This is a genomic window from Agreia sp. Leaf244 (assembly GCF_001422695.1).
In the GTDB taxonomy this organism is placed as follows: domain Bacteria; phylum Actinomycetota; class Actinomycetes; order Actinomycetales; family Microbacteriaceae; genus Agreia.
This window is the reverse complement of the sequence record NZ_LMLX01000002.1, coordinates 254,529-274,539: the sequence shown is the minus strand read 5'-3', so window position 1 is coordinate 274,539 and position 20,011 is coordinate 254,529. Positions and strand designations below refer to the sequence as shown.

Genomic DNA, 20,011 nt, shown 5'->3' with positions numbered 1-20,011 from the left:
GGCGGGCTGCGAACAACCCTATCCGGAGGTCGCCGCGAGAGTGACTCGATACAGCGTGTCGTCCCCCGATCGGGGCTCGCCTCGGCCGTCGGTGTTGTTCGTGATGAGCAGCAGGCCGCCGTCGCCCGTCGCATGCACGTCGCGGACGCGCCCGAGCTGGCCCGTGAAGAACTCCCGGGTCTGAACGCCCCCGGTCGCGTCGATCGTCCACAGCCTCTCGCCGCCGAGCCCGGCCATGAACACGGTGTCGCCGACCACCGCGATGCCGCTCGGGCTGGCGTCGTCGGTGCTCCACTGCGCGATGGGCGCAACGAACCGGGTGTCCGACGAATCGATGCCCTCGACTGTCGGCCAGCCGTAGTTCGCGCCGGGAACGATGATGTTCAGCTCGTCCCACGTGTCCTGGCCGAACTCCGCGGCGTACATCGTGCCGTCCGGGCCCCACGCGATTCCCTGCGGGTTGCGGTGGCCGAGGCTGTAGACCGGCGAGCCCGCGATCGGGTTGTCCGCGGGGACCGAGCCCGAGGCATCCAGTCGCAGGATCTTGCCGCCCAGGTAGCCCGGATCTTGGGCGCCCTCGCGCTGGTTCGCGTCGCCGGTGGTGATGTAGAGCTTGTCGTCGGGGCCGAACGCGATGCGGCCGCCGTTGTGGTTCGACGCCTTGGGCAGGCCGGTGATGACCTCGGTGGCCGGCCCGAGTGCGAGGGATGCTGCCGCCCCGGTGAGCGGGAACGACACGACCCGGTTGTCTCCGTCGGTCGTGAAGTACGCGAAGAGGCGTCGCTCGGCGCCGTCGCCGTGCACCGCGATGCCGAGCAGGCCGCCCTCGCCCGACGCGGCGACGCCGCCCACGCCGCCGATCGCCCGCTTCTGGCCGGTCGGGTCGACGAGCACGATCTGCGCGGAGTCTCGTTCAGAGATCAGGATGCCGTCTGTGCCGACGGCCGCGATCGACCAGGGTGCCGCCAGGTCGTTCGCCAGCGGGATCAGCTCGCCGGTGCTCGTGTACGCGCCCGTGAGCGGGGGAGCGGTCGGGGTGGTGCTGGCCGTCGGGGTCGGGGTGGCCGATGCGGTGGCCGACGGTGTCGCCGTCGCGACCGTGCGCTCGGGGCGCGGCGCCTCGCATCCGGCCAGCACGAGCAGGGCGACGGCGCTCGCGGCGAGGGCCGAGGTGGTTCGTCGGATGCTCATGGTCTCTCCTGCCTGGGGCCCCGGTCAGGGCTTGATCTGGAAGATGCTGCGCCCCGGCGGGGGCGACTTCACCGCGGTCTGGTCGGTGACGATGGCTGCGCCCGCGATGAAGTTGCGCAGCTCGGCGCCCGTAACGACCTTGGATGCGACGGGATCGCCGGCCACGAGCCGCGGCAGGCGCTCGAAGGGGAGCGGGGAGCGGGAGCCGAACATGACCACGTTGCCGAAACGCTTGGCCTTCAGCATCTGCGAGTCGAGGACGATCGACACGTGATCGAACACGCTCGACAGGGTTGCGGCCTGTCCGCGGGCGAAGGCGAGTCCGGCGCCGTCGGCGACGTTCACCGCGATCATGCCGTCATCGGCGAGCAGCGTGCGGCCGAGGGTGTAGAACTCGGCGCTCGTGACGTGGGCCGGCGTACGCGCGCCGGAGAAGACATCCACCACCAGCAGATCGACGTTGCCGACCAGCCCCGGCGGGAACGCGGCGAGCACTTCGCGTGCGTCGCCGTGCCGGATGCGGATCTGCGCGTCGCGGGGCAGGGGCAGCTCCCGGCGCACCAGATCGACGAGGTCGCTCTCGTACTCGACGACCTGCTGCCGCGACCCGGGCCTCGTCGCCGCGACGTAGCGCGGGAGGGTGAGGCCGCCGCCGCCGAGGTGCACGGCGGTGATCGGGTCGCCCTCGGGGCGCACGAGGTCGATGCCGTGGCCGATGCGGCGCACGTACTCGAAGTTCAGGTGGGTGGGGTCGTCGAGGTCGACGTGCGATTGCGGAGTGCCGTCGACGACGAGCAGGAAGCTGCCGGGGGAGTAGCGGTCGGACTCGATCCGGGCGTGGAAGCCACTCTTCGACAGGGTTGCCGATGGATGCCCGGGCTCGGCCCGATCGGCGCCTCGCGTGGATCTGCTCATGGTTCCAGTATCCCTTCGACTTGTCTCAGGGAACGGGAAAATGAACGGGAAAAGCCCGTTCGCTGAGCCTGTCGAAGCGGGGGCGAGCGCGGTTATACCGGAGATTCAGAAACTAATCAAGAAAAGCGGTGGACAGGCGCGTCGGATTCACCTATAGTTGACCTTTGCGCTCCCAGTAAAACCATGCCCTCATATCGCGGTCGGCAGCCGTGGTTTTACATCCCCGAACTTCTTGACAAATGTAGGTCGAAGCCGGGTGCGATCGCAAACGAAACATCCTTATTAGTCAACCGACAGTACTGAGACCCGACGGGGTCCACGGAGGTTATTTCCTTGGCTGCTGCGCGCAACGCATCCACCAACTCACCCAAGACCGGGAGAAACGCATCGCGTCTCTCGTTCGCGAAGATCACAGACACTCTGACGGTCCCGGATCTGCTCGCTCTGCAGACCGAGAGCTTCGACTGGCTCGTCGGCAACGACATCTGGAAAGAGCGCGTCGCCGAGGCGAAGAAGGCCGGTCGTCAGGACCTCGCCAACAACTCGGGACTCGAGGAGATCTTCGAGGAGATCTCCCCGATCGAGGACCTCGGCGAGACGATGCAGCTGAGCTTCACCGCTCCGTTCCTCGAGCCTGAGAAGTACACGATCGACGAGTGCAAGGAGCGCGGCAAGACCTATGCGGCTCCCCTCTACGTCGAGGCCGAGTTCATGAACCACCAGACCGGTGAGATCAAGACGCAGACCGTCTTCATGGGCGACTTCCCGCTCATGACCGAGCGCGGCACGTTCATCATCAACGGCACCGAGCGTGTCGTCGTCTCGCAGCTCGTGCGCAGCCCCGGCGTGTACTTCGAGCGCGCCCAGGAGAAGACGTCCGACAAGGACATCTACTCCTCGCGCATCATCCCGAGCCGTGGTGCATGGCTCGAGTTCGAGATCGACAAGCGCGACCAGGTCGGCGTTCGCATCGACCGCAAGCGCAAGCAGAGCGTCACCGTCTTCCTCAAGGCCCTCGGCCTCACGAGCGAAGAGATCCTCTCCGAGTTCAAGGGATACGCATCCATCGAGGCCACCCTCGAGAAGGACACGATCCTGACGAAGGAAGAGGCGCTGAAGGACATCTACCGCAAGCTCCGTCCGGGCGAGCAGGTCGCTGCCGAGGCCGCGCGTGCGCTGCTCGACAACTTCTACTTCAACTCGAAGCGCTACGACCTGGCCAAGGTCGGTCGGTACAAGATCAACCGCAAGCTCGGCATCGAGAGCGCGCTGAGCAACTCGGTGCTCACGGTCGAGGACATCATCGCCACGATCAAGTACCTGGTCGCCCTGCACGACAACCAGACGACGATCCCCGGCACCCGCGAGGGCAAGAAGGTCGACATCCGTCTCGACGTCGATGACATCGACCACTTCGGAAACCGTCGCATCCGCGCCGTCGGCGAGCTCATCCAGAACCAGGTCCGCACGGGTCTGTCCCGCATGGAGCGCGTCGTTCGCGAGCGTATGACGACTCAGGACATCGAGGCCATCACGCCGCAGACCCTGATCAACGTGCGCCCTGTCGTCGCCGCGATCAAGGAGTTCTTCGGAACCAGCCAGCTGTCGCAGTTCATGGACCAGAACAACCCCCTCGCGGGCCTGACGCACAAGCGTCGCCTCTCCGCGCTGGGCCCGGGTGGTCTGAGCCGTGAGCGCGCCGGTGTCGAGGTGCGAGACGTTCACCCGTCGCACTACGGCCGCATGTGCCCCATCGAGACCCCTGAAGGCCCGAACATCGGTCTGATCGGTTCGCTCGCCTCGTTCGCGCGCATCAACTCGTTCGGTTTCATCGAGACCCCGTACCGTCGCGTCGTCGACGGCGTGGTCACGGCGACCATCGACTACCTGACCGCCAGCGAAGAAGACGAGTACATCGTCGCCCAGGCCAACGCGCCGCTCACCGGTGAGGCCCGCTTCGCCGAGTCGCGCGTCCTCGCCCGCCGCAAGGGCGGAGAGGTCGACCTGTTCCCGGCCGAGGACATCGGCTACATGGACGTCTCGCCGCGCCAGATGGTGTCGGTCGCGACCTCGCTCATCCCCTTCCTCGAGCACGACGATGCCAACCGCGCCCTCATGGGTGCGAACATGCAGCGCCAGGCCGTTCCGCTGCTCCGCAGCGAGAGCCCGCTCGTGGGTACCGGTATGGAGGGCTACGCCGCCATCGACGCCGGAGACGTGGTCACCACGCTCAAGGCGGGTGTCGTCTCCGAGGTCTCGGCAGACGTCGTCACCGTGCAGCTCGACGAGGGTGGAACGCAGGACTACTACCTGCGCAAGTTCGACCGCTCCAACCAGGGCACCAGCTACAACCACCGTGTGATCGTCGCCGAGGGCGAGCGGGTCGAGGTCGGCCAGGTTCTGGCCGATGGTCCCGCCACCGAGAACGGCGAGCTCGCGCTCGGCAAGAACCTCCTCGTGGCGTTCATGCCGTGGGAGGGCTACAACTTCGAAGACGCGATGATCCTGAGCCAGAACCTGGTGAAAGACGACGTGCTCTCCTCGATTCACATCGAGGAGTACGAGGTCGACGCGCGCGACACCAAGCTGGGTAAAGAGGAGATCACCCGTGACCTCCCCAACGTCTCGCCTGAGCTGCTCGCAGACCTCGACGAGCGCGGCATCATCCGCATCGGTGCCGAGGTCCGCCCCGGCGACATCCTCGTCGGCAAGGTCACGCCCAAGGGCGAGACCGAGCTCAGCGCCGAGGAGCGCCTGCTGCGCGCCATCTTCAACGAGAAGAGCCGCGAGGTTCGCGACACGTCGCTGAAGGTTCCCCACGGTGAGCAGGGCACGATCATCGCCGTCAAGGAGTTCTCTGCCGAGAACGACGACGAGCTCGGGTCGGGCGTCAACCAGCGCGTTGTCGTCTACATCGCCCAGAAGCGCAAGATCACCGAGGGCGACAAGCTCGCCGGCCGTCACGGCAACAAGGGCGTCATCTCCAAGATCCTTCCGGTCGAGGACATGCCGTTCCTGGCAGACGGTACCCCCGTCGACATCGTGCTGAACCCGCTGGGAATCCCCGGTCGAATGAACTTCGGCCAGGTTCTCGAGACGCACCTCGGCTGGATCGCCAAGCAGGGCTGGGAGGTCGAAGGCAAGCCCAAGTGGGCTGCTGAGCTGCCCGAGCAGGCCCGCAAGGCTGCTCCGAACACCAAGGTCGCGACCCCCGTGTTCGACGGTGCTTTTGAGGAAGAGATCGCCGGTCTGCTCGACTCGACGACCCCGACCCGCGACGGCGACCGCCTCATCGGTTCCTCCGGAAAGGCCCGTCTCTTCGACGGCCGCTCCGGCGAGCCGTACCCCGAGCCCATCTCGGTCGGTTACATGTACATCCTGAAGCTGCACCACCTCGTCGACGACAAGATCCACGCGCGTTCGACGGGTCCGTACTCCATGATCACGCAGCAGCCGCTGGGTGGTAAGGCACAGTTCGGTGGACAGCGTTTCGGTGAGATGGAGGTCTGGGCCCTCGAGGCCTATGGAGCCGCGTACGCGCTCCAGGAGCTCCTGACCATCAAGTCCGACGACATCCTCGGCCGCGTGAAGGTCTACGAGGCGATCGTCAAGGGCGAGAACATCCAGGAGCCCGGTATTCCCGAGAGCTTCAAGGTGCTCATCAAGGAGATGCAGTCGCTGTGCCTGAACGTCGAGGTCCTCTCGGCCGATGGAACGGCAGTGAGCCTGCGCGACACGGACGACGAGGTCTTCCGTGCCGCAGAGGAGCTCGGCATCAACATCTCCACCCGGTTCGAGTCGTCGTCGATCGACGACATCTGATCCGGCCTAGTTACTTAGCTGACGCAACCTTCAGGAGAAGAGAAAACATTGCTGGACGTTACAACATTTGACGAACTGCGAATCGGTCTTGCCACGGCAGACGACATTCGCAAGTGGTCACACGGTGAGGTAAAGAAGCCGGAGACGATCAACTACCGCACGCTGAAGCCCGAGAAGGACGGTCTCTTCGGAGAGCAGATCTTCGGGCCGAGCCGTGACTGGGAGTGTTCCTGCGGCAAGTACAAGCGGGTGCGATTCAAGGGAATCGTCTGCGAGCGCTGCGGCGTCGAGGTCACCAAGTCCTCGGTTCGTCGTGAGCGCATGGGCCACATCGAGCTCGCCGCGCCCGTCACTCACATCTGGTACTTCAAGGGCGTTCCGTCGCGCTTGGGCTACCTGCTCGACATGGCACCGAAGGACCTCGAGAAGGTCATCTACTTCGCCGCGTACATGATCATCTCGGTCGACGAGGATGCTCGCCACGAGGACATGCCCGGTCTGGAGAACGAGCTCCGTCTCGAGATCAAGACCCTGTCCGACCAGCGTGACTCCACGATCGCGAACCGCCTCCAGCGGCTCGAGACCGACCTCGCGGCCCTCGAGGCCGAGGGAGCCAAGAGCGACCAGAAGCGTCGCACGAAGGACTCCGCCGAGAAGGAGATGGGACAGACCCGCAAGGCGTACGACGAGCAGATCGGTCAGCTCGAGCGCGTCTGGGAGGACTTCCGCAGCCTCAAGGTCGGCGAGCTCAAGCCGGAAGACGCCGTCTTCCACGAGCTCCAGGACCGCTACGGCCAGTACTTCAGCGCCTACATGGGCGCCGAGGCCATCAAGAAGCGCCTCGAGGCCTTCGACCTGGTGACCGAGGGTGAGAACCTTCACCTGCAGATCGCCGAGGGCAAGGGCCAGAAGAAGATCCGTGCCATCAAGCGCCTGCGCGTGGTGTCGTCGTTCCTGGCCACCGGCAACTCGCCGGCCGCCATGGTCCTCGATGTCGTTCCGGTGATCCCGCCGGAGCTGCGCCCGATGGTGCAGCTCGACGGTGGCCGCTTCGCAACGAGCGACCTGAACGACCTCTACCGTCGTGTCATCAACCGCAACAACCGTCTGCGTCGCCTGCTCGACCTCGGAGCCCCCGAGATCATCGTGAACAACGAGAAGCGCATGCTGCAGGAGGCCGTCGACGCCCTGTTCGACAACGGTCGTCGTGGTCGCCCCGTCACGGGTACCGGCAACCGCGCCCTGAAGTCCCTGAGCGACATGCTCAAGGGAAAACAGGGTCGTTTCCGCCAGAACCTGCTCGGAAAGCGCGTCGACTACTCCGGTCGTTCGGTCATCATCGTCGGTCCCCAGCTCAAGCTGCACCAGTGCGGTCTGCCCAAGCAGATGGCACTCGAGCTGTTCAAGCCGTTCGTGATCAAGCGCCTGATCGACCTGAGCCACGCTCAGAACATCAAGGCCGCGAAGCGCATGGTCGAGCGCAGCCGTCCGCAGGTGTGGGACGTGCTCGAGGAGATCATCCGCGAGCGCCCCGTTCTGCTGAACCGCGCACCCACGCTGCACCGTCTGGGCATCCAGGCCTTCGAGCCTCAGCTCGTCGAGGGCAAGGCCATCCAGCTGCACCCGCTCGTCTGCGCGGCGTTCAACGCCGACTTCGACGGCGACCAGATGGCTGTGCACCTGCCGCTGTCGGTCGAGGCCCAGGCCGAGGCGCGCATCCTGATGCTCGCGTCGAACAACATCCTGAAGCCGTCCGACGGTCGCCCGGTGACCCTGCCCACACAGGACATGATCATCGGTCTGCACCACCTCACCACGGTGAAGGAAGGGGCGATCGGCGAAGGCCGCGCGTTCTCCTCCGTCGCCGAGGCGATCCTGGCGCACGACCAGAAGTCGCTCGACCTCAACGCACCCGTGAAGATCCGTCTGCACGACGTGCACTTCGGCGAGAACGAGGGCCCGGCCGACTACGTCGACGGTCCCGTCATCGTCGAGACCACGCTGGGTCGCGCCCTCTTCAACGAGGCGCTGCCGGCCGACTACCCGTACATCCAGGCCGTGGCCGACAAGGGCCAGCTCTCGGAGATCGTCAACGACCTCGCCGAGCGCTACCCCAAGGTCGAGGTCGCCGCATCGCTCGACCGCATCAAGGACGCCGGCTTCTACTGGGCCAGCCGTTCGGGTGTCACCGTGGCACTCTCCGACATCCTGACTCCGCCGAACAAGCGCGAGATCGTTCAGGGCTACGAGAAGCAGGCCGCCAAGGTGCAGGGACAGTTCGAGAAGGGTCTCACGACCGACCTCGAGCGTCGCCAGGAGCTCATCCAGATCTGGACGAAGGCGACCGAAGAGGTCGCGCAGGCCATGCGCGACAACTTCCCGAAGGACAACACCATCAACCGCATGGTCACGTCCGGTGCTCGTGGTAACTGGCTGCAGGTGCGCAACATCGCCGGTATGCGAGGCCTCGTGAACAACCCGAAGGGTGAGATCATCCCTCGCCCGATCATCTCGAGCTACCGCGAAGGACTCTCGGTCGCCGAGTACTTCATCGCGACGCACGGTGCCCGCAAGGGTCTGGCCGACACGGCCCTCCGTACGGCCGACTCGGGTTACCTCACGCGTCGTCTCGTCGACGTGTCGCAGGACGTCATCATCCGTGAAGACGACTGCGGCACCTCCAAGGGTCTCGATCTCCCGATCGCGATCGAGGGCGCAGACGGCAAGTGGACCAAGGACCCGAACGTCGAGAACTCGGTGTTCGCCCGTTCGCTCGCCGCTGATGCAGTCGACGCCAAGGGCACTGTCGTGGCCGAGGCCGGCGACGACGTCGGAGACGTTCTGATCGACAAGCTGGTTGCGGCCGGAGTCAACATCATCAAGGTGCGCTCCGTCCTCACGTGCGAGTCGGCCGTCGGTGTGTGTGCTGCCTGCTACGGCCGCTCGCTCGCCACGGGCCTGCTCGTCGACATCGGCGAGGCCGTCGGCATCATCGCGGCCCAGTCGATCGGTGAGCCCGGAACCCAGCTCACGATGCGTACCTTCCACACCGGTGGTTCGGCATCCGCTGATGACATCACGCAGGGTCTGCCCCGTGTGCAGGAGCTGTTCGAGGCTCGTACCCCCAAGGGTGCGTCCCCGATCGCCGAAGCCGCAGGCCGCGTGCACATCGAGGACACGGATCGCAGCCGGAAGGTCATCCTGACCCCCGACAACGGCGACGAGCCGATCGCCTACCCGGTGCTGAAGCGTTCGACGCTTCTCATCGAAGACGGCCAGCACGTCGAGCTCGGACACCAGATCATCATCGGCGCGGTGGACCCGAAAGAGGTCCTGCGCGTCAAGGGTGTTCGCGAGGTGCAGAAGCACCTCGTGGGCGGTGTCCAGGGCGTCTACCGTTCGCAGGGTGTCCCCATCCACGACAAGCACATCGAGGTCATCGTTCGACAGATGCTCCGCAAGGTGACTGTCGTCGAGCACGGTGACACCGACCTGCTGCCGGGCGAGCTCGTCGACCGGGCGCGTTACAACACGCTCAACCGCGAGGCGCTCACCCAGGGCAAGAAGACGGCATCCGCTCGTCAGGAGGTCATGGGTATCACCAAGGCGTCCCTCGCGACCGAGTCGTGGCTGTCGGCCGCGTCGTTCCAGGAGACCACGCGTGTTCTCACGCAGGCCGCCATGGAGGGCAAGTCCGACCCGCTGATGGGTCTGAAGGAGAACGTCATCATCGGTAAGCTCATCCCCGCCGGAACGGGACTGCCGCGTTACCGCGACGTCGCCGTCGAGGCGACCGATGAGGCGAAGGCGGAGCGTTACCCGAACCGCATCTTCACCGATGACGCGTCGTTCTCAGAGGCCGACCTGTCGTTCGTCGACTTCGACAGCTTCTCGAGCGACGACTACACCCCGGGCACCTACAACTAGTAGGCAGCCTCACGAGAAGAGCCCCTCACCGTTCGCGGTGGGGGGCTCTTCCCGTTCTGTGCTCGTTTTTACTGCACGGGCGCGATCACGTGCCAGGCGACCGGATGCGGTCCCGCCGCCGCCAGCGCCGGCATCCGTTCGAGAATGGCCGGGTCGCCGCCGGCGACGAGCACCACGTTGCCGGCCTCGCGGCCGTCGATCGTTGCGGCGGGCCCGATCATGGCGACGGCGGGGAACACTGCCCTGAGGGCGTCGATCTGCCGTCGGACAGTGCCGAGATCCGGCTCGTCGGCCACGTTCACCAGAACGGTGCCCCGGGGCGCGAGCACCGCCCGCACCGCCTCGAAGAAGTCCTGCGAGATGAGATGGGCCGGCGTCGAGACGCCGGCGTAGACGTCGCAGACGACGATGTCGGCGCCCTCATGCCAGTCGGATTCCGGCAGGTCGAGCGACCGCAGTGCGTCGAGTGCGTCGCCCTCGACGAGGTCGATCTCGGCCGAGCGCGGCAGCGGCGCGTGCTCCAGCACGAACGCCACCAGCCCCTCCTCCTTCTCGACGACGAGCTGCCTCGACCCCGGCCTCGTCAGAGCGACGTAGCGGGCGAGTGTGAGCGCGCCCGCTCCCAGGTGCAGGACGTCGAGGGGCTCCGCGGGCCGGGCCGCGAGATCGATCGCCGTGCCCATGCGCCGCACGTAGTCGTAGAAGAGGTGCCGCGGGTCGCGCAGCGAGACATGAGACTGAGGCACGCCGTCGAGGCTCAGCGTCAGCGCCCCCGCCACGAACGGGTCGGGAGTCAGCCAGGCCACCGTCGACGACGGGAGGGTCATCTGCGCTGCGTCTGCCACAGCCACGAGCCTAGGCTCCCGGCACAGCGAACCGGGGCGGGCCCCGGGGGTAATAAGCTGTCGCACGGCAGGCGATGACGACCGTTGACGGCGGAATGGGAGTTCAGGTGGGGACCGGCACGATGCGCGTCGATTGGCAGGAGCCCGTGACGCTCCATATCCACCCCGATGTCACCGATGCGCAGGCGGTCCAGGTCCGCCGCTCCGCGGGCGATGCGGTGCAGCTGCTGGTCGGCCAGGACATGACCGTGCGTGTGCGGGTTCTGGGTGCCGCGGGCCCGGTTTCCGTCGGCCCGGGACAGATCGTCGAGGGGGTCACCTCGATCGAACTCGACGCCGCACTCGACGACGACACCGTGATCAGCGTCGACCGCCTGACCTCGGGCAGCGCTCCATCCCTTCCTCCGCTGACCCGCGAGGGCAACGATGTCGACGACACGATCCTGGGCCAGCCGGCCGTGACCGCCGCGGCCGACGATCCCAACGCATCCGCAGACACCGTGATCGGCGAGCGGCGCCGCGCTCCGGTTGCCGCGCCCGGCTCCGTTCTGCCGCCGCCCCCGCTGCCGTCCATTCCCGGCATCCCGGCCAGCGCCCACCTGAGCGCGGGCGTGACCCCGACGGGAGGGCGACGCACCCGCATCGATCAGCCCGACGCATCCGGCCAGACCGCCGCGCCCCACGCCGTGTCCTTTCCCGACGGTCGCGTGATCGCGCTCGACCGCGCCGTCTACGTCGGCCGTTCGCCCCGCAGCCCGCGCATCACCTCGGGGCTCGTGCCCGAGCTCGTCGCCGTTCCGTCTCCGCGGCGCGAGGTCAGCGCCACGCACCTCGAGATCCTCGAGGAGGGTCGTGCCGTCGTCGTGCGCGACCTCGGCTCGACCAACGGAACAAGGGTGAGTACACCCGGAGCCGCGCCGTCGGTGCTCAGTCCGGGGTCCAGCCGCGTGGTCGCCGCCGGAACCATGCTCGACCTCGGAGACGGCATCGTGCTCGAGATCGTCGCGGGCGCGGGCCCGGGCGGTGACGCGTGGTGACCGCTGCGCCCTCGACCGTGGGCGCCGCGACCGTGGCGCTGCCCGGCGACGGCGGCCACCTCGGACTCTCCTGGGCCGCCCAGACGAACAGGGGCCTGAAGCGCGCCCAGAACCAGGACAGCTATCTGGCCGAGGCGCCGGTGTTCGCCGTGGCCGACGGCATGGGAGGCCACGCGGCCGGCGACGAGGCGAGCGCGGCCGTCGTCGAGCGGCTGGCGGAGCGGCTCTCGGGCGGATTCGCATCGAGCGACGAGATCACCGACGCGCTCCGGCGGGCGAGCGCCGACATCGGGGAGATCGCGGGAGGTCGCGAGGGGTCGGGCGCCGGCACGACGGTGACGGGCATCGCTCTGACGCTGCAGGCCGGGCGACCCTACTGGGCCGTGTTCAACATCGGCGACTCGCGTGTCTACGTTCTCGACGGCGGGGTGCTCACACAGCTCACCGTCGACCACTCGGCGGTTCAGGCCATGGTCGATTCCGGCCGCATCACCGCAATCGAGGCCGAGTCGCATCCGAATCGCAACATCATCACAAGAGCGGTGGGGTTCGGCAAGAACCCCGTGCCCGATCTGTGGTTCATCCCGGTGGCGCAGGGCGCACGGCTGCTCATCTGCTCCGACGGCCTCACGAAGGAGGTCGACGTCGATCTCATCCGCCTCCTCCTGTCCGAGGCGATCGATGCCGACGACGCGGCCGGGCTGCTGCTCGAGGCCGCACTCGCCGCGGGCGGGCGCGACAACGTGACCACGGTGGTCGTCGAGGTCGTCGACAGCGACATCGAGGCCGAAACGGACGCCACACTTCCGCGGTTCGACTGACCTCTGTGCCCCTGATTGGGGGAGCCTTGTGAGGGGGCGGAACTGGACGATGCCGGTGATGGCATATGTACAGTGGGGAGACGGCTTTTCGGGGGGATCGCCCAGGGGTGTCTCGCCCCGCACCACGCACCCGTCCCGAAAGAGGAACACCCATGGCCCGCAGGCTGCCTTCACAGCCTCCCGTGCTCGCGGGCTACACCCACCTCCGCGCCCTGGGAAAGGGCGGCTTCGCCGACGTCTTCCTCTATGAGCAGGCCCTTCCCCGGGCCGATGTCGCCGTCAAGGTCCTGCTTCCGGGCGTGGCGACCAACAGCGTGCGCGCCATGTTCCTGTCGGAGGCGAACCTGATGTCGCAGCTCGCGACGCACCCCTCTGTCGTCACGGTGCACGCCGCGAGCATCGCGCCCGACGGCCGCCCCTACCTGGTGATGGAGTACTGCCCCTCCTCCTACGGGTCGCGCTACAAGACCGAACGCATCGCCGTGGCCGAGGTGCTGACGGCCGGCGTCAAGATCGGCAGCGCACTCGAGAGCGCGCACCGCCTCGGCTTTCTGCACCGCGACATCAAGCCGTCGAACATCCTCCTCACGCAGTACAACCATCCCGTGCTCGCCGACTTCGGCATCGCGGCCACGGTGGCCGAGGCCGAACGCGAGGAGGCCGAGGGCATGAGCGTGCCCTGGTCTGCGCCGGAGGTGCTGCAGTCCGAGACGAGGGGCACGGTGCGCAGCGAGGTCTGGTCGCTGGCCGCCACCCTCTATTCGATGCTCGCCGGCCGCACCCCGTTCGAGTATCCGGGCAAGAGCAACACCCGCGACGACCTGCAGCGCCGCATCGTGGGTCGTGACCGCGTGCCGCCGACCGGGCGGCCGGATGTTCCGCCGGAGCTCGAGGCGCTCCTCGCGTCGTGCCTGAGCAAGAACCCGGCCGCGCGGCCCGCGAGCGTGCTCGAGGTCGTCCGCGGCCTCCAGCTGATCGAGTCGAGCCTGTCCCTCCCTCAGACTTCGGCCGACATCTCGAACGAGGCGGTGCACCGCCCGGCCCCGAGACCGTCGTCGGCCTCGCTCACGAAGGCCGCCCAGGGCGGGGTCTCGGTGCGCGGCGCCGAGGGCCCGCGGGTGAGGCACCGGGGGCGCCAGTCCGAGGCCGTCCGCGAGTCCACCGACTCGAGCGTCACGGTGATCAGGCAGGCCACGGCCGGCCGCTCGCGCTCCGTGCGCCGGCCCGGCGTGATCGCCGCGGTCGTCGGCAGTGCCGCCGTGCTCGTGGCCGCGATCGTCGCCGCCGTCGTGCTGGTGCTGGGCGCGTTGAACACGTCGATGCCGGTGGTGAGCGACATCCGGGCCCAGGAGCAGGACGGAACCGTCGTCTTCTCCTGGCGCGACCCGGGCCTCGCAGGCGGCGACCTCTACGTCATCCGCTCGACAGACGGCTCCTCGTCGACGCAGACCTCGACCGAATTCACCGTGCAGGCCGACAGCTCTGTGCCCGAGTGCATCACCGTGCGCGTCTCGCGTGACGGCCGACTCGGCGACCCGTCGGCCGAGAAATGCGCGCCGGCCGGGGGCGCCGGATGATCTTCCGCTGGCTCCGCGCGCACGCGTCGCAGGCGATCACCACCGTGAGCGTTCTGCTCGTCGCCGCCGTCGTGCTCACCGTGGCCCTCGTATCGACGGGGTACACGGAGCAGAAGCTGCAACTCGACGACGCGTCCGTCTGGGTCACCAACGGCTCGCGCCAGGTGGTCGGGCGCGCCAACACCGATGTGTTCGAGCTCAACACGGTGGTCAAGAGCGAGGGCGGCGACATCGACGTGCTGCAGCGGGGATCCACCGTTCTCGCCCACGACCGCACGAGCAACACCCTGCAGGTCATCGACCCCGCGTCCTCCCTCGTCACCTCCACGATCCCGCTGCCGGCGGGCGACCCCGACGTGATGCTCGACGACGGCCAGATCGTGATCCACTCGGCCGACACGGGCGAGGTCTGGGTCGTGCGACAGGCGAACCTCGACACCTTCGACGACGCGGAGCAGCCTCTGCTCAGCCTGGATGCGGGCAGCGCGGTCGCCGTCGACGATACGGGCATGCTCGTGGGCTTCGATCGGCGCAGCCAGCGTCTCGTGACCGCCGACATCCGTTCGGGTGCCGAGCCGAGCTCCGAGCCGGTGACCGGCATCGACGCCGAGGACGACGACGTGGTGCAGGTCACGCTCACCGGCGGCGTCGCATCCGTTCTCGACGTCACCCGGCGCGAACTCGTCGTCGGCGGCCGGCAGATCGACCTGACCGACAGCGTCGGGGCATCGGAGGAGCTTCAGCTGTCGGCGGCGACCACGACCGGAGACACCGTGCTGATCGCCCACTCGGGCGGTCTGCTGGGCGTCGACACGGCAACCGGAGCGCTCGAACGGCTGGTCGAGGGCGCGCAGGGCCCGCCGGCCCGGCCGTTCGTCGATGACGATGGATGCGCGTACGCGGCCTGGGCGGACGGCTCGACCTGGCAGCGCTGCGGCTCGTCGGACGCGGTGAGCGGCCGGCTGGCCGGCGTCTCCGCCGACGACGACCTGGCCTTCCGCAGCAACGGCCGATACGTCGTGCTGAACGACGGCGTCGGCGGCCGGGTCTGGGCCGTGCAGCACGAGAACCGCCTCATCGACAACTGGGACCAGCTGATCGACGACGACGACGACCAGCAGCAGCAGGACGAGGTCGACGACCAGACGCCTCCCGAGCTCGTCGCCGACCAGCAGCCGCCCGTGGCCAACGCCGACGACTTCGGCGCCCGCCCCGGCGTGGCCAGCATCCTGCCCGTGCTGCTGAACGACTACGACCCGAACGGCGACGTGCTGTCGATCACGGCGGTCGGCGAGGTCGACCCCGCCCTGGCGCAGATCGACCTCGTGAGCACGGCGCAGCGGCTGCAGGTCACTCTGACGCCGCAGGCATCCGGCACCTTCTCGTTCGACTACACCATCTCCGACGGCCGGGGCGGCACGGCCTCCTCCGTCGTCACCGTCACCGTGCGCTCCGCCGGCGAGAATTCGCCCCCCGTGCAGGCACGGGTCACCCAGGCGGCCGTGGCCGTCGGCGGGGTCTTCACGACGAATGTGATGGGCGACTGGTACGACCCCGACGGCGATCCGATGTACCTCGTCGAGGCGCAGACCGCCGAACCCGACCGCGTGTCGTTCGCGCCCGCGGGGGAGCTCGACTTCCGCAGCGGGTCGACGGCACCCGGCAGCACGGAGATCGGCCTGCAGGTCTCCGACTTCACCGAGGCCGGAACGGGCCAGGTGCGGGTCACCGTGTCGGAGCCCGGAACCGTGCCGATGACCGCGGACGGTTTCCTCGTGCAGGGATACACGGGCCAGGAGCTGCAGATCTCGCCCCTCGAGCACGTTCGAGGAGGAACGGGCAGCATCCGCCTCAGCACCGTGGCCGACTACCCCGAGACCACGATCACGCCCAACTACGCCAAGGGCACCTTCCGGTTCGAGTCGCAGAAGGCCGGAATCCACTACCTGTCGTACTCGGTCACCGATGCGGCGCAGCAGACGGCGACGGGCGTCGTGCGCGTCGATATCGCGGCCGCGCCCGATGCCGCGACGAAGCCCATCACCGTGCCGACCGTGGCCTTCCTCTACCAGCAGCAGACAGACCTGGTCGACGTGCTCTCCACCGACATCGACCCCGCGGGCGGCGTGCTGAGCATCTCGGGGGTCTCGGGAGTGCCGGCCTCCTCGGGCGTGGTCGTCGAGGTCATCGAGCACCGCATCCTGCGCGTCAGGCTCAATAACCCGCTCGACGGCCCGGTGACATTCGGCTACACCGCCACGAACGGATTCTCGAGCGCAGAGGGCGTCGTGACGGTCTACCAGGTGCCCGAGCCCGCGAGGCTCCAGGCGCCCGTGGCCACGGCTGACAGCATCTCGGTGCGCGTGGGAGAGGTCGTCGACATCCCCGTCGTGGCGAACGACGAGCACCCGAACCGCAAGCCGCTCGTGCTCGATCCCGCGCTCGTGCAGAACGTGCCCTCCGGAGGCGGCCTGCTCTTCGTCTCCGGCAACCGACTGCGCTACCTCGCACCCGACGAGCCCGGCGACTTCACGGCGATCTACCGTCTGGGCACCACCGCCGACGTGCAGTTCGACACAGCCCAGGTGACGATCTCGGTGAGAGAGGCCGACGCCGCGACCAACTCCGCCCCCGTGCCGCCGACGCTGTCGGCCCGCGTGCTCGCCGGCGAGGCCGTCAAGGTCTCGGTTCCTCTCGGCGACATGGATGCCGACGGCGACTCGGTGAGGCTCGTCGGGGCCGCGTCGAATCCGTCGCAGGGCAACGTGACCGTCGCGGGCGACGTGATCACCTACACGGCCGGCGCGGCGTCGCAGGGCACGGACTCGTTCTCCTACGAGGTCGTCGACAGCCTCGGTGCCCGGGCGACCGGGGTCGTGCGGGTGGGTATCAGCCCCGCCTTCGACACGGCCAGCCTTCCGGTCGCGGTCGACGACGTGGTCGTGACCACGCCGGGCAACTCGATCACCGTGAGGGTGCTCGAGAACGACTCGGATCCGAACGCCGGCGCCCTCGACATCGTGGGCACGGAATCCGCAGACGCCGAGGCCGCCGTCGACGTGCCGAAGTCCGCGGACCGCATCACCTTCCAGGCTCCCGAGGCCGAGGGCGACTACGCCGTGCTCTACACGATCCAGAACGAGGCCGGCCAGCAGGCATCCGCGTGGCTTCGTGTGCGTGTCGACGTCGATGCCCCTCCCGTGCGCCCGGAGGCCGACGACACCGTGCTGAGTCTCACCGACATCCAGGGCCGCGACGAGGTCACGGTCGACGCGATGCGCAACGTCTTCTACGCCGAGGGCGACGCCGATGCACTCGATCTGTCGCTCGTCGCGGGCTACGACAGCACCGCCGAGGTGCTCGCCGACAACAGGGTGCGGGTCGCCGTGCAGCAGAAGAGCCAGATCATCCCCTTCGTCGTGGCGAGGGCCGACGATCCCGACGTGAGCGCCACGGCCTTCATCTGGGTACCGGGCCTCGAGGATGCGCTGCCCGAGCTGCGCACGACGGCCAAGCCGCTGCAGGTGCTGAGCGGCGAGACGCTCTCGATCGACATCAACGACTACGTGGTCGCGGCCGGAGGCCGGCAGGTGCGGCTCACAGACGAGGCCACGGTCAAGGCGAGCAACGCCGACGGGTCGAATCCGGTCGTCGATCCCCAAACGCTGAGCTTCACGAGCCGCGACGGATACTGGGGCCCGGCGTCGCTGTCGTTCGAGGTCACCGACGGCTCGAGTTCCGACGACCCCGATGGGCGCAAGGCCGTGATCGTGCTCGCGATCACCGTCGAGCCCCGTGACAATCAGCCGCCCGTCTTCTCCGGGGCGCAGCTGGCCCTGCAGCCGGGCGACGAGCGGGTGATCGAACTCCGCGACCTGACGAAATACCCCTATCCGGCCGATGTCGACCAGCTCGTGTACGCACTGAACTCCCAGCCCGGCGCCGGGTTCTCGGCGGCGCTCGCGGGCACGCGCCTCACGATCGCGGCCGCAGCGGATGCCCGGGTCGGCAGCGGCTCGGAGTTCTCGGTGGGGGTGCGCGACGCGAAGAGCGACGGCAAGGCAGGCATCGTCAAGGTGTCGGTGGTCACGTCGAACCGCCCGCTCGTGAGCCCGGGCGCCGACACCCTGACGATCCGTCGCGGCGAGTCGGCGTCGATCCCCGTGCTCGCCAACGACACGGCGACCAACCCGTTCCCCGACAAGCCGCTGACGGTCGTCGCCGTGCAGGGCGTGGTACCCGCCGGCGTGCAGGTCACACCGAGCGCCGACAAGAGCACGCTCCAGGTCTCGGTCTCGCCGCAGCTCGATCTGAAGACCGCCGGCCAGGTGTCGATGCAGTACCAGGTGGCCGACGCCACGAACGATCCGACCCGCGCCGCGTGGGGCACGGTCACGATCACCATCGTCGACGTGCCCGACCAGCCGGCGGCTCCGGTTCTCGGCGGCGCCGGATTCGTGAACGGCCAGCTCGCCGTGTCGGCGGTTCCGCTTCCGTATCCGAACGGCGCCCCCATCACGTCGTTCATCATCCGCAGCGATGACAACGGGGGATACTCGAAGGACTGCGGCGCCTCCGCGACCTGCCTCCTCACCGACCTGCAGGCGGGCAAGAACTACACGTTCTACTCGATCGCGGTCAACCAGTACGGCCAGTCGGTGCCGAGCGCGCGCAGCGCCCCCATGCGCAGCGACTACATCCCCGCGCCGCCGCAGCAGGTCGCGCTCACCCGGGAAGCGGCAGATTCGACGCAGTCGAACGAGGGCTATCTCGTCGTCTCCTGGAATCCCATCGCCGACCCGACGCCGGGCAGCGCAGTGCAGCGGGTGCGGGTGCAGATCGGCGGGTCCACGGTCACGCTCGACCGGTCCGCGACCTCCCTGCGCTACCGGGGCGTTCCCGGTACGGAGTACACCGCAGAGGTGTGGGCCGAGAACGATGCCGACTCCTTGTATCCGGGGCAGATCCCGTGGAACAGATCCAGCTCGGGGGCGGCGACCGCCGTCGGCGCTCCGACCGCGAGCACGGTGGAGGCGACCGTCGTCGACGACGCCGGCTCCGTTCGCGTCGACTGGTCGGCCTTCGGCGCCAACGGTGCGTCCGGCGTGAAGTACACGGTGGTGCGCTACCGGGAATCCGCCACCGTGCCGAGCTGCGGCCAGGCGCCCGGCGGGCCCGTCGTCACGCCCGGCGTCGTCGTGCCGACGGCATCCGGCGATGTCGGATCGCGATTCGTCTACGTCGTCTACGCCGACAACGGCTGGGGATGCTCCTCTGCCCAGACCGGCAGTGTGCGCGTGCTTGTTCCCCCCTCGCCGCCGACGGTGTCTCTCGCCTACCAGGAGCCCTCCGACGGGCGCTACGGGGTCGCCGTCTCGAGCGCGGCACCGACGGTGCTGCCGAACACCGACGCATCCGAGTACACGATCCAGGTGTCGGGCGGCCAGGCCGTGACGAACGGATCCCCCCTGACCGGATCCGGCCCGTGGACCTTCACCTCGTGCATCACGAGCGACGGCACGACGCGGTGCAGCGAGGCCGTCGCTGCCACGAATCCTCTCGTGCCCGTGAACGCGAACGCCTCGGTCACCTCGTGCGTCGCGGAGCAGCAGGTGTCGGTGGCGCTCGAGAGCGCGGGAAGCGTGTCGTGGACGTTCGAGTACTCGTTCCGCTCGACGATCGCCGGAATCCCTGGTGGGTGGTCGAGCTGGTCCGACGACCCCACCGCGCCGGCTCTCGGAGCGCTCGCCGATTCGCAGGAGGTCGTCGTGCGCACGATCGGCAATGGGGGAGACTTTACGAGCGGCACGGACCAGAACGAGCTGCGCCAGCGCGGCAGCGGCAGGCAGTGCGGGTAGTGGCCGCCACAGAGACAA

At 68.2% G+C, this 20,011-nt stretch carries 9 protein-coding genes; 6 read left to right on the top strand and 3 right to left on the bottom strand.

Annotated elements, in window-relative coordinates:
* Positions 1-18: 18 nt before the first annotated feature.
* Positions 19-1,191, bottom strand: a complete 1,173-nt coding sequence (locus ASF06_RS06170) for a PQQ-dependent sugar dehydrogenase (protein WP_055944718.1) — start codon at positions 1,189-1,191, stop codon at positions 19-21.
* Positions 1,192-1,215: 24 nt separating this feature from the next.
* Positions 1,216-2,106 (bottom strand): spermidine synthase, encoded by an 891-nt coding sequence (locus ASF06_RS06165; RefSeq protein WP_055944714.1) that lies wholly within the window; start codon positions 2,104-2,106, stop codon positions 1,216-1,218.
* Positions 2,107-2,439: 333 nt separating this feature from the next.
* On the opposite strand from ASF06_RS06165, the gene rpoB reads away from it, so the two are divergent.
* Both rpoB and ASF06_RS06155 read left to right on the top strand, forming a co-directional pair.
* Complete coding sequence (rpoB, locus tag ASF06_RS06160) at positions 2,440-5,928, top strand: DNA-directed RNA polymerase subunit beta (RefSeq protein ID WP_055927022.1); 3,489 nt, start codon at positions 2,440-2,442, stop codon at positions 5,926-5,928.
* Between the two features lie 48 nt (positions 5,929-5,976).
* Positions 5,977-9,855, top strand: coding sequence for a DNA-directed RNA polymerase subunit beta' (locus tag ASF06_RS06155; RefSeq protein WP_055927023.1), 3,879 nt, complete (start codon positions 5,977-5,979; stop codon positions 9,853-9,855).
* Between the two features lie 68 nt (positions 9,856-9,923).
* Here the strand turns inward: ASF06_RS06155 and ASF06_RS06150 are convergent, their stop codons facing one another.
* Positions 9,924-10,700 (bottom strand): spermidine synthase, encoded by a 777-nt coding sequence (locus ASF06_RS06150; protein ID WP_157439098.1) that lies wholly within the window; start codon positions 10,698-10,700, stop codon positions 9,924-9,926.
* A gap of 74 nt (positions 10,701-10,774) precedes the next feature.
* Between ASF06_RS06150 and ASF06_RS06145 the strand changes: the two genes are divergently transcribed.
* From ASF06_RS06145 to ASF06_RS06130, 4 genes are all read left to right on the top strand, one after another.
* A complete protein-coding gene (locus ASF06_RS06145; protein WP_157439097.1) occupies positions 10,775-11,737 on the top strand; it encodes an FHA domain-containing protein in 963 nt (320 codons plus the stop codon).
* Positions 11,734-12,558: a PP2C family protein-serine/threonine phosphatase gene (locus ASF06_RS06140; protein ID WP_055928134.1), complete on the top strand. Its 825-nt coding sequence runs from the start codon at positions 11,734-11,736 to the stop codon at positions 12,556-12,558. Before ASF06_RS06145 ends, ASF06_RS06140 begins: the two co-directional genes overlap by 4 nt.
* 152 nt (positions 12,559-12,710) lie before the next feature.
* Positions 12,711-14,135 (top strand): serine/threonine-protein kinase, encoded by a 1,425-nt coding sequence (locus ASF06_RS06135; protein ID WP_082500744.1) that lies wholly within the window; start codon positions 12,711-12,713, stop codon positions 14,133-14,135.
* Positions 14,132-19,993: an Ig-like domain-containing protein gene (locus tag ASF06_RS06130; protein WP_162237682.1), complete on the top strand. Its 5,862-nt coding sequence runs from the start codon at positions 14,132-14,134 to the stop codon at positions 19,991-19,993. Before ASF06_RS06135 ends, ASF06_RS06130 begins: the two co-directional genes overlap by 4 nt.
* The last annotated feature ends 18 nt before the right edge of the window (positions 19,994-20,011 follow it).

Bases quoted from the DNA above. Each gene is read 5' to 3' on its own strand.
- ASF06_RS06145 (WP_157439097.1), top strand. From the start codon at position 10,775: ATGACGACCGTTGACGGCGGAATGGGAGTTCAGGTGGGGACCGGCACG.
- ASF06_RS06170 (WP_055944718.1), bottom strand. From the start codon at position 1,191: ATGAGCATCCGACGAACCACCTCGGCCCTCGCCGCGAGCGCCGTCGCC.
- ASF06_RS06165 (WP_055944714.1), bottom strand. From the start codon at position 2,106: ATGAGCAGATCCACGCGAGGCGCCGATCGGGCCGAGCCCGGGCATCCA.
- ASF06_RS06135 (WP_082500744.1), top strand. From the start codon at position 12,711: ATGGCCCGCAGGCTGCCTTCACAGCCTCCCGTGCTCGCGGGCTACACC.
- ASF06_RS06130 (WP_162237682.1), top strand. From the start codon at position 14,132: ATGATCTTCCGCTGGCTCCGCGCGCACGCGTCGCAGGCGATCACCACC.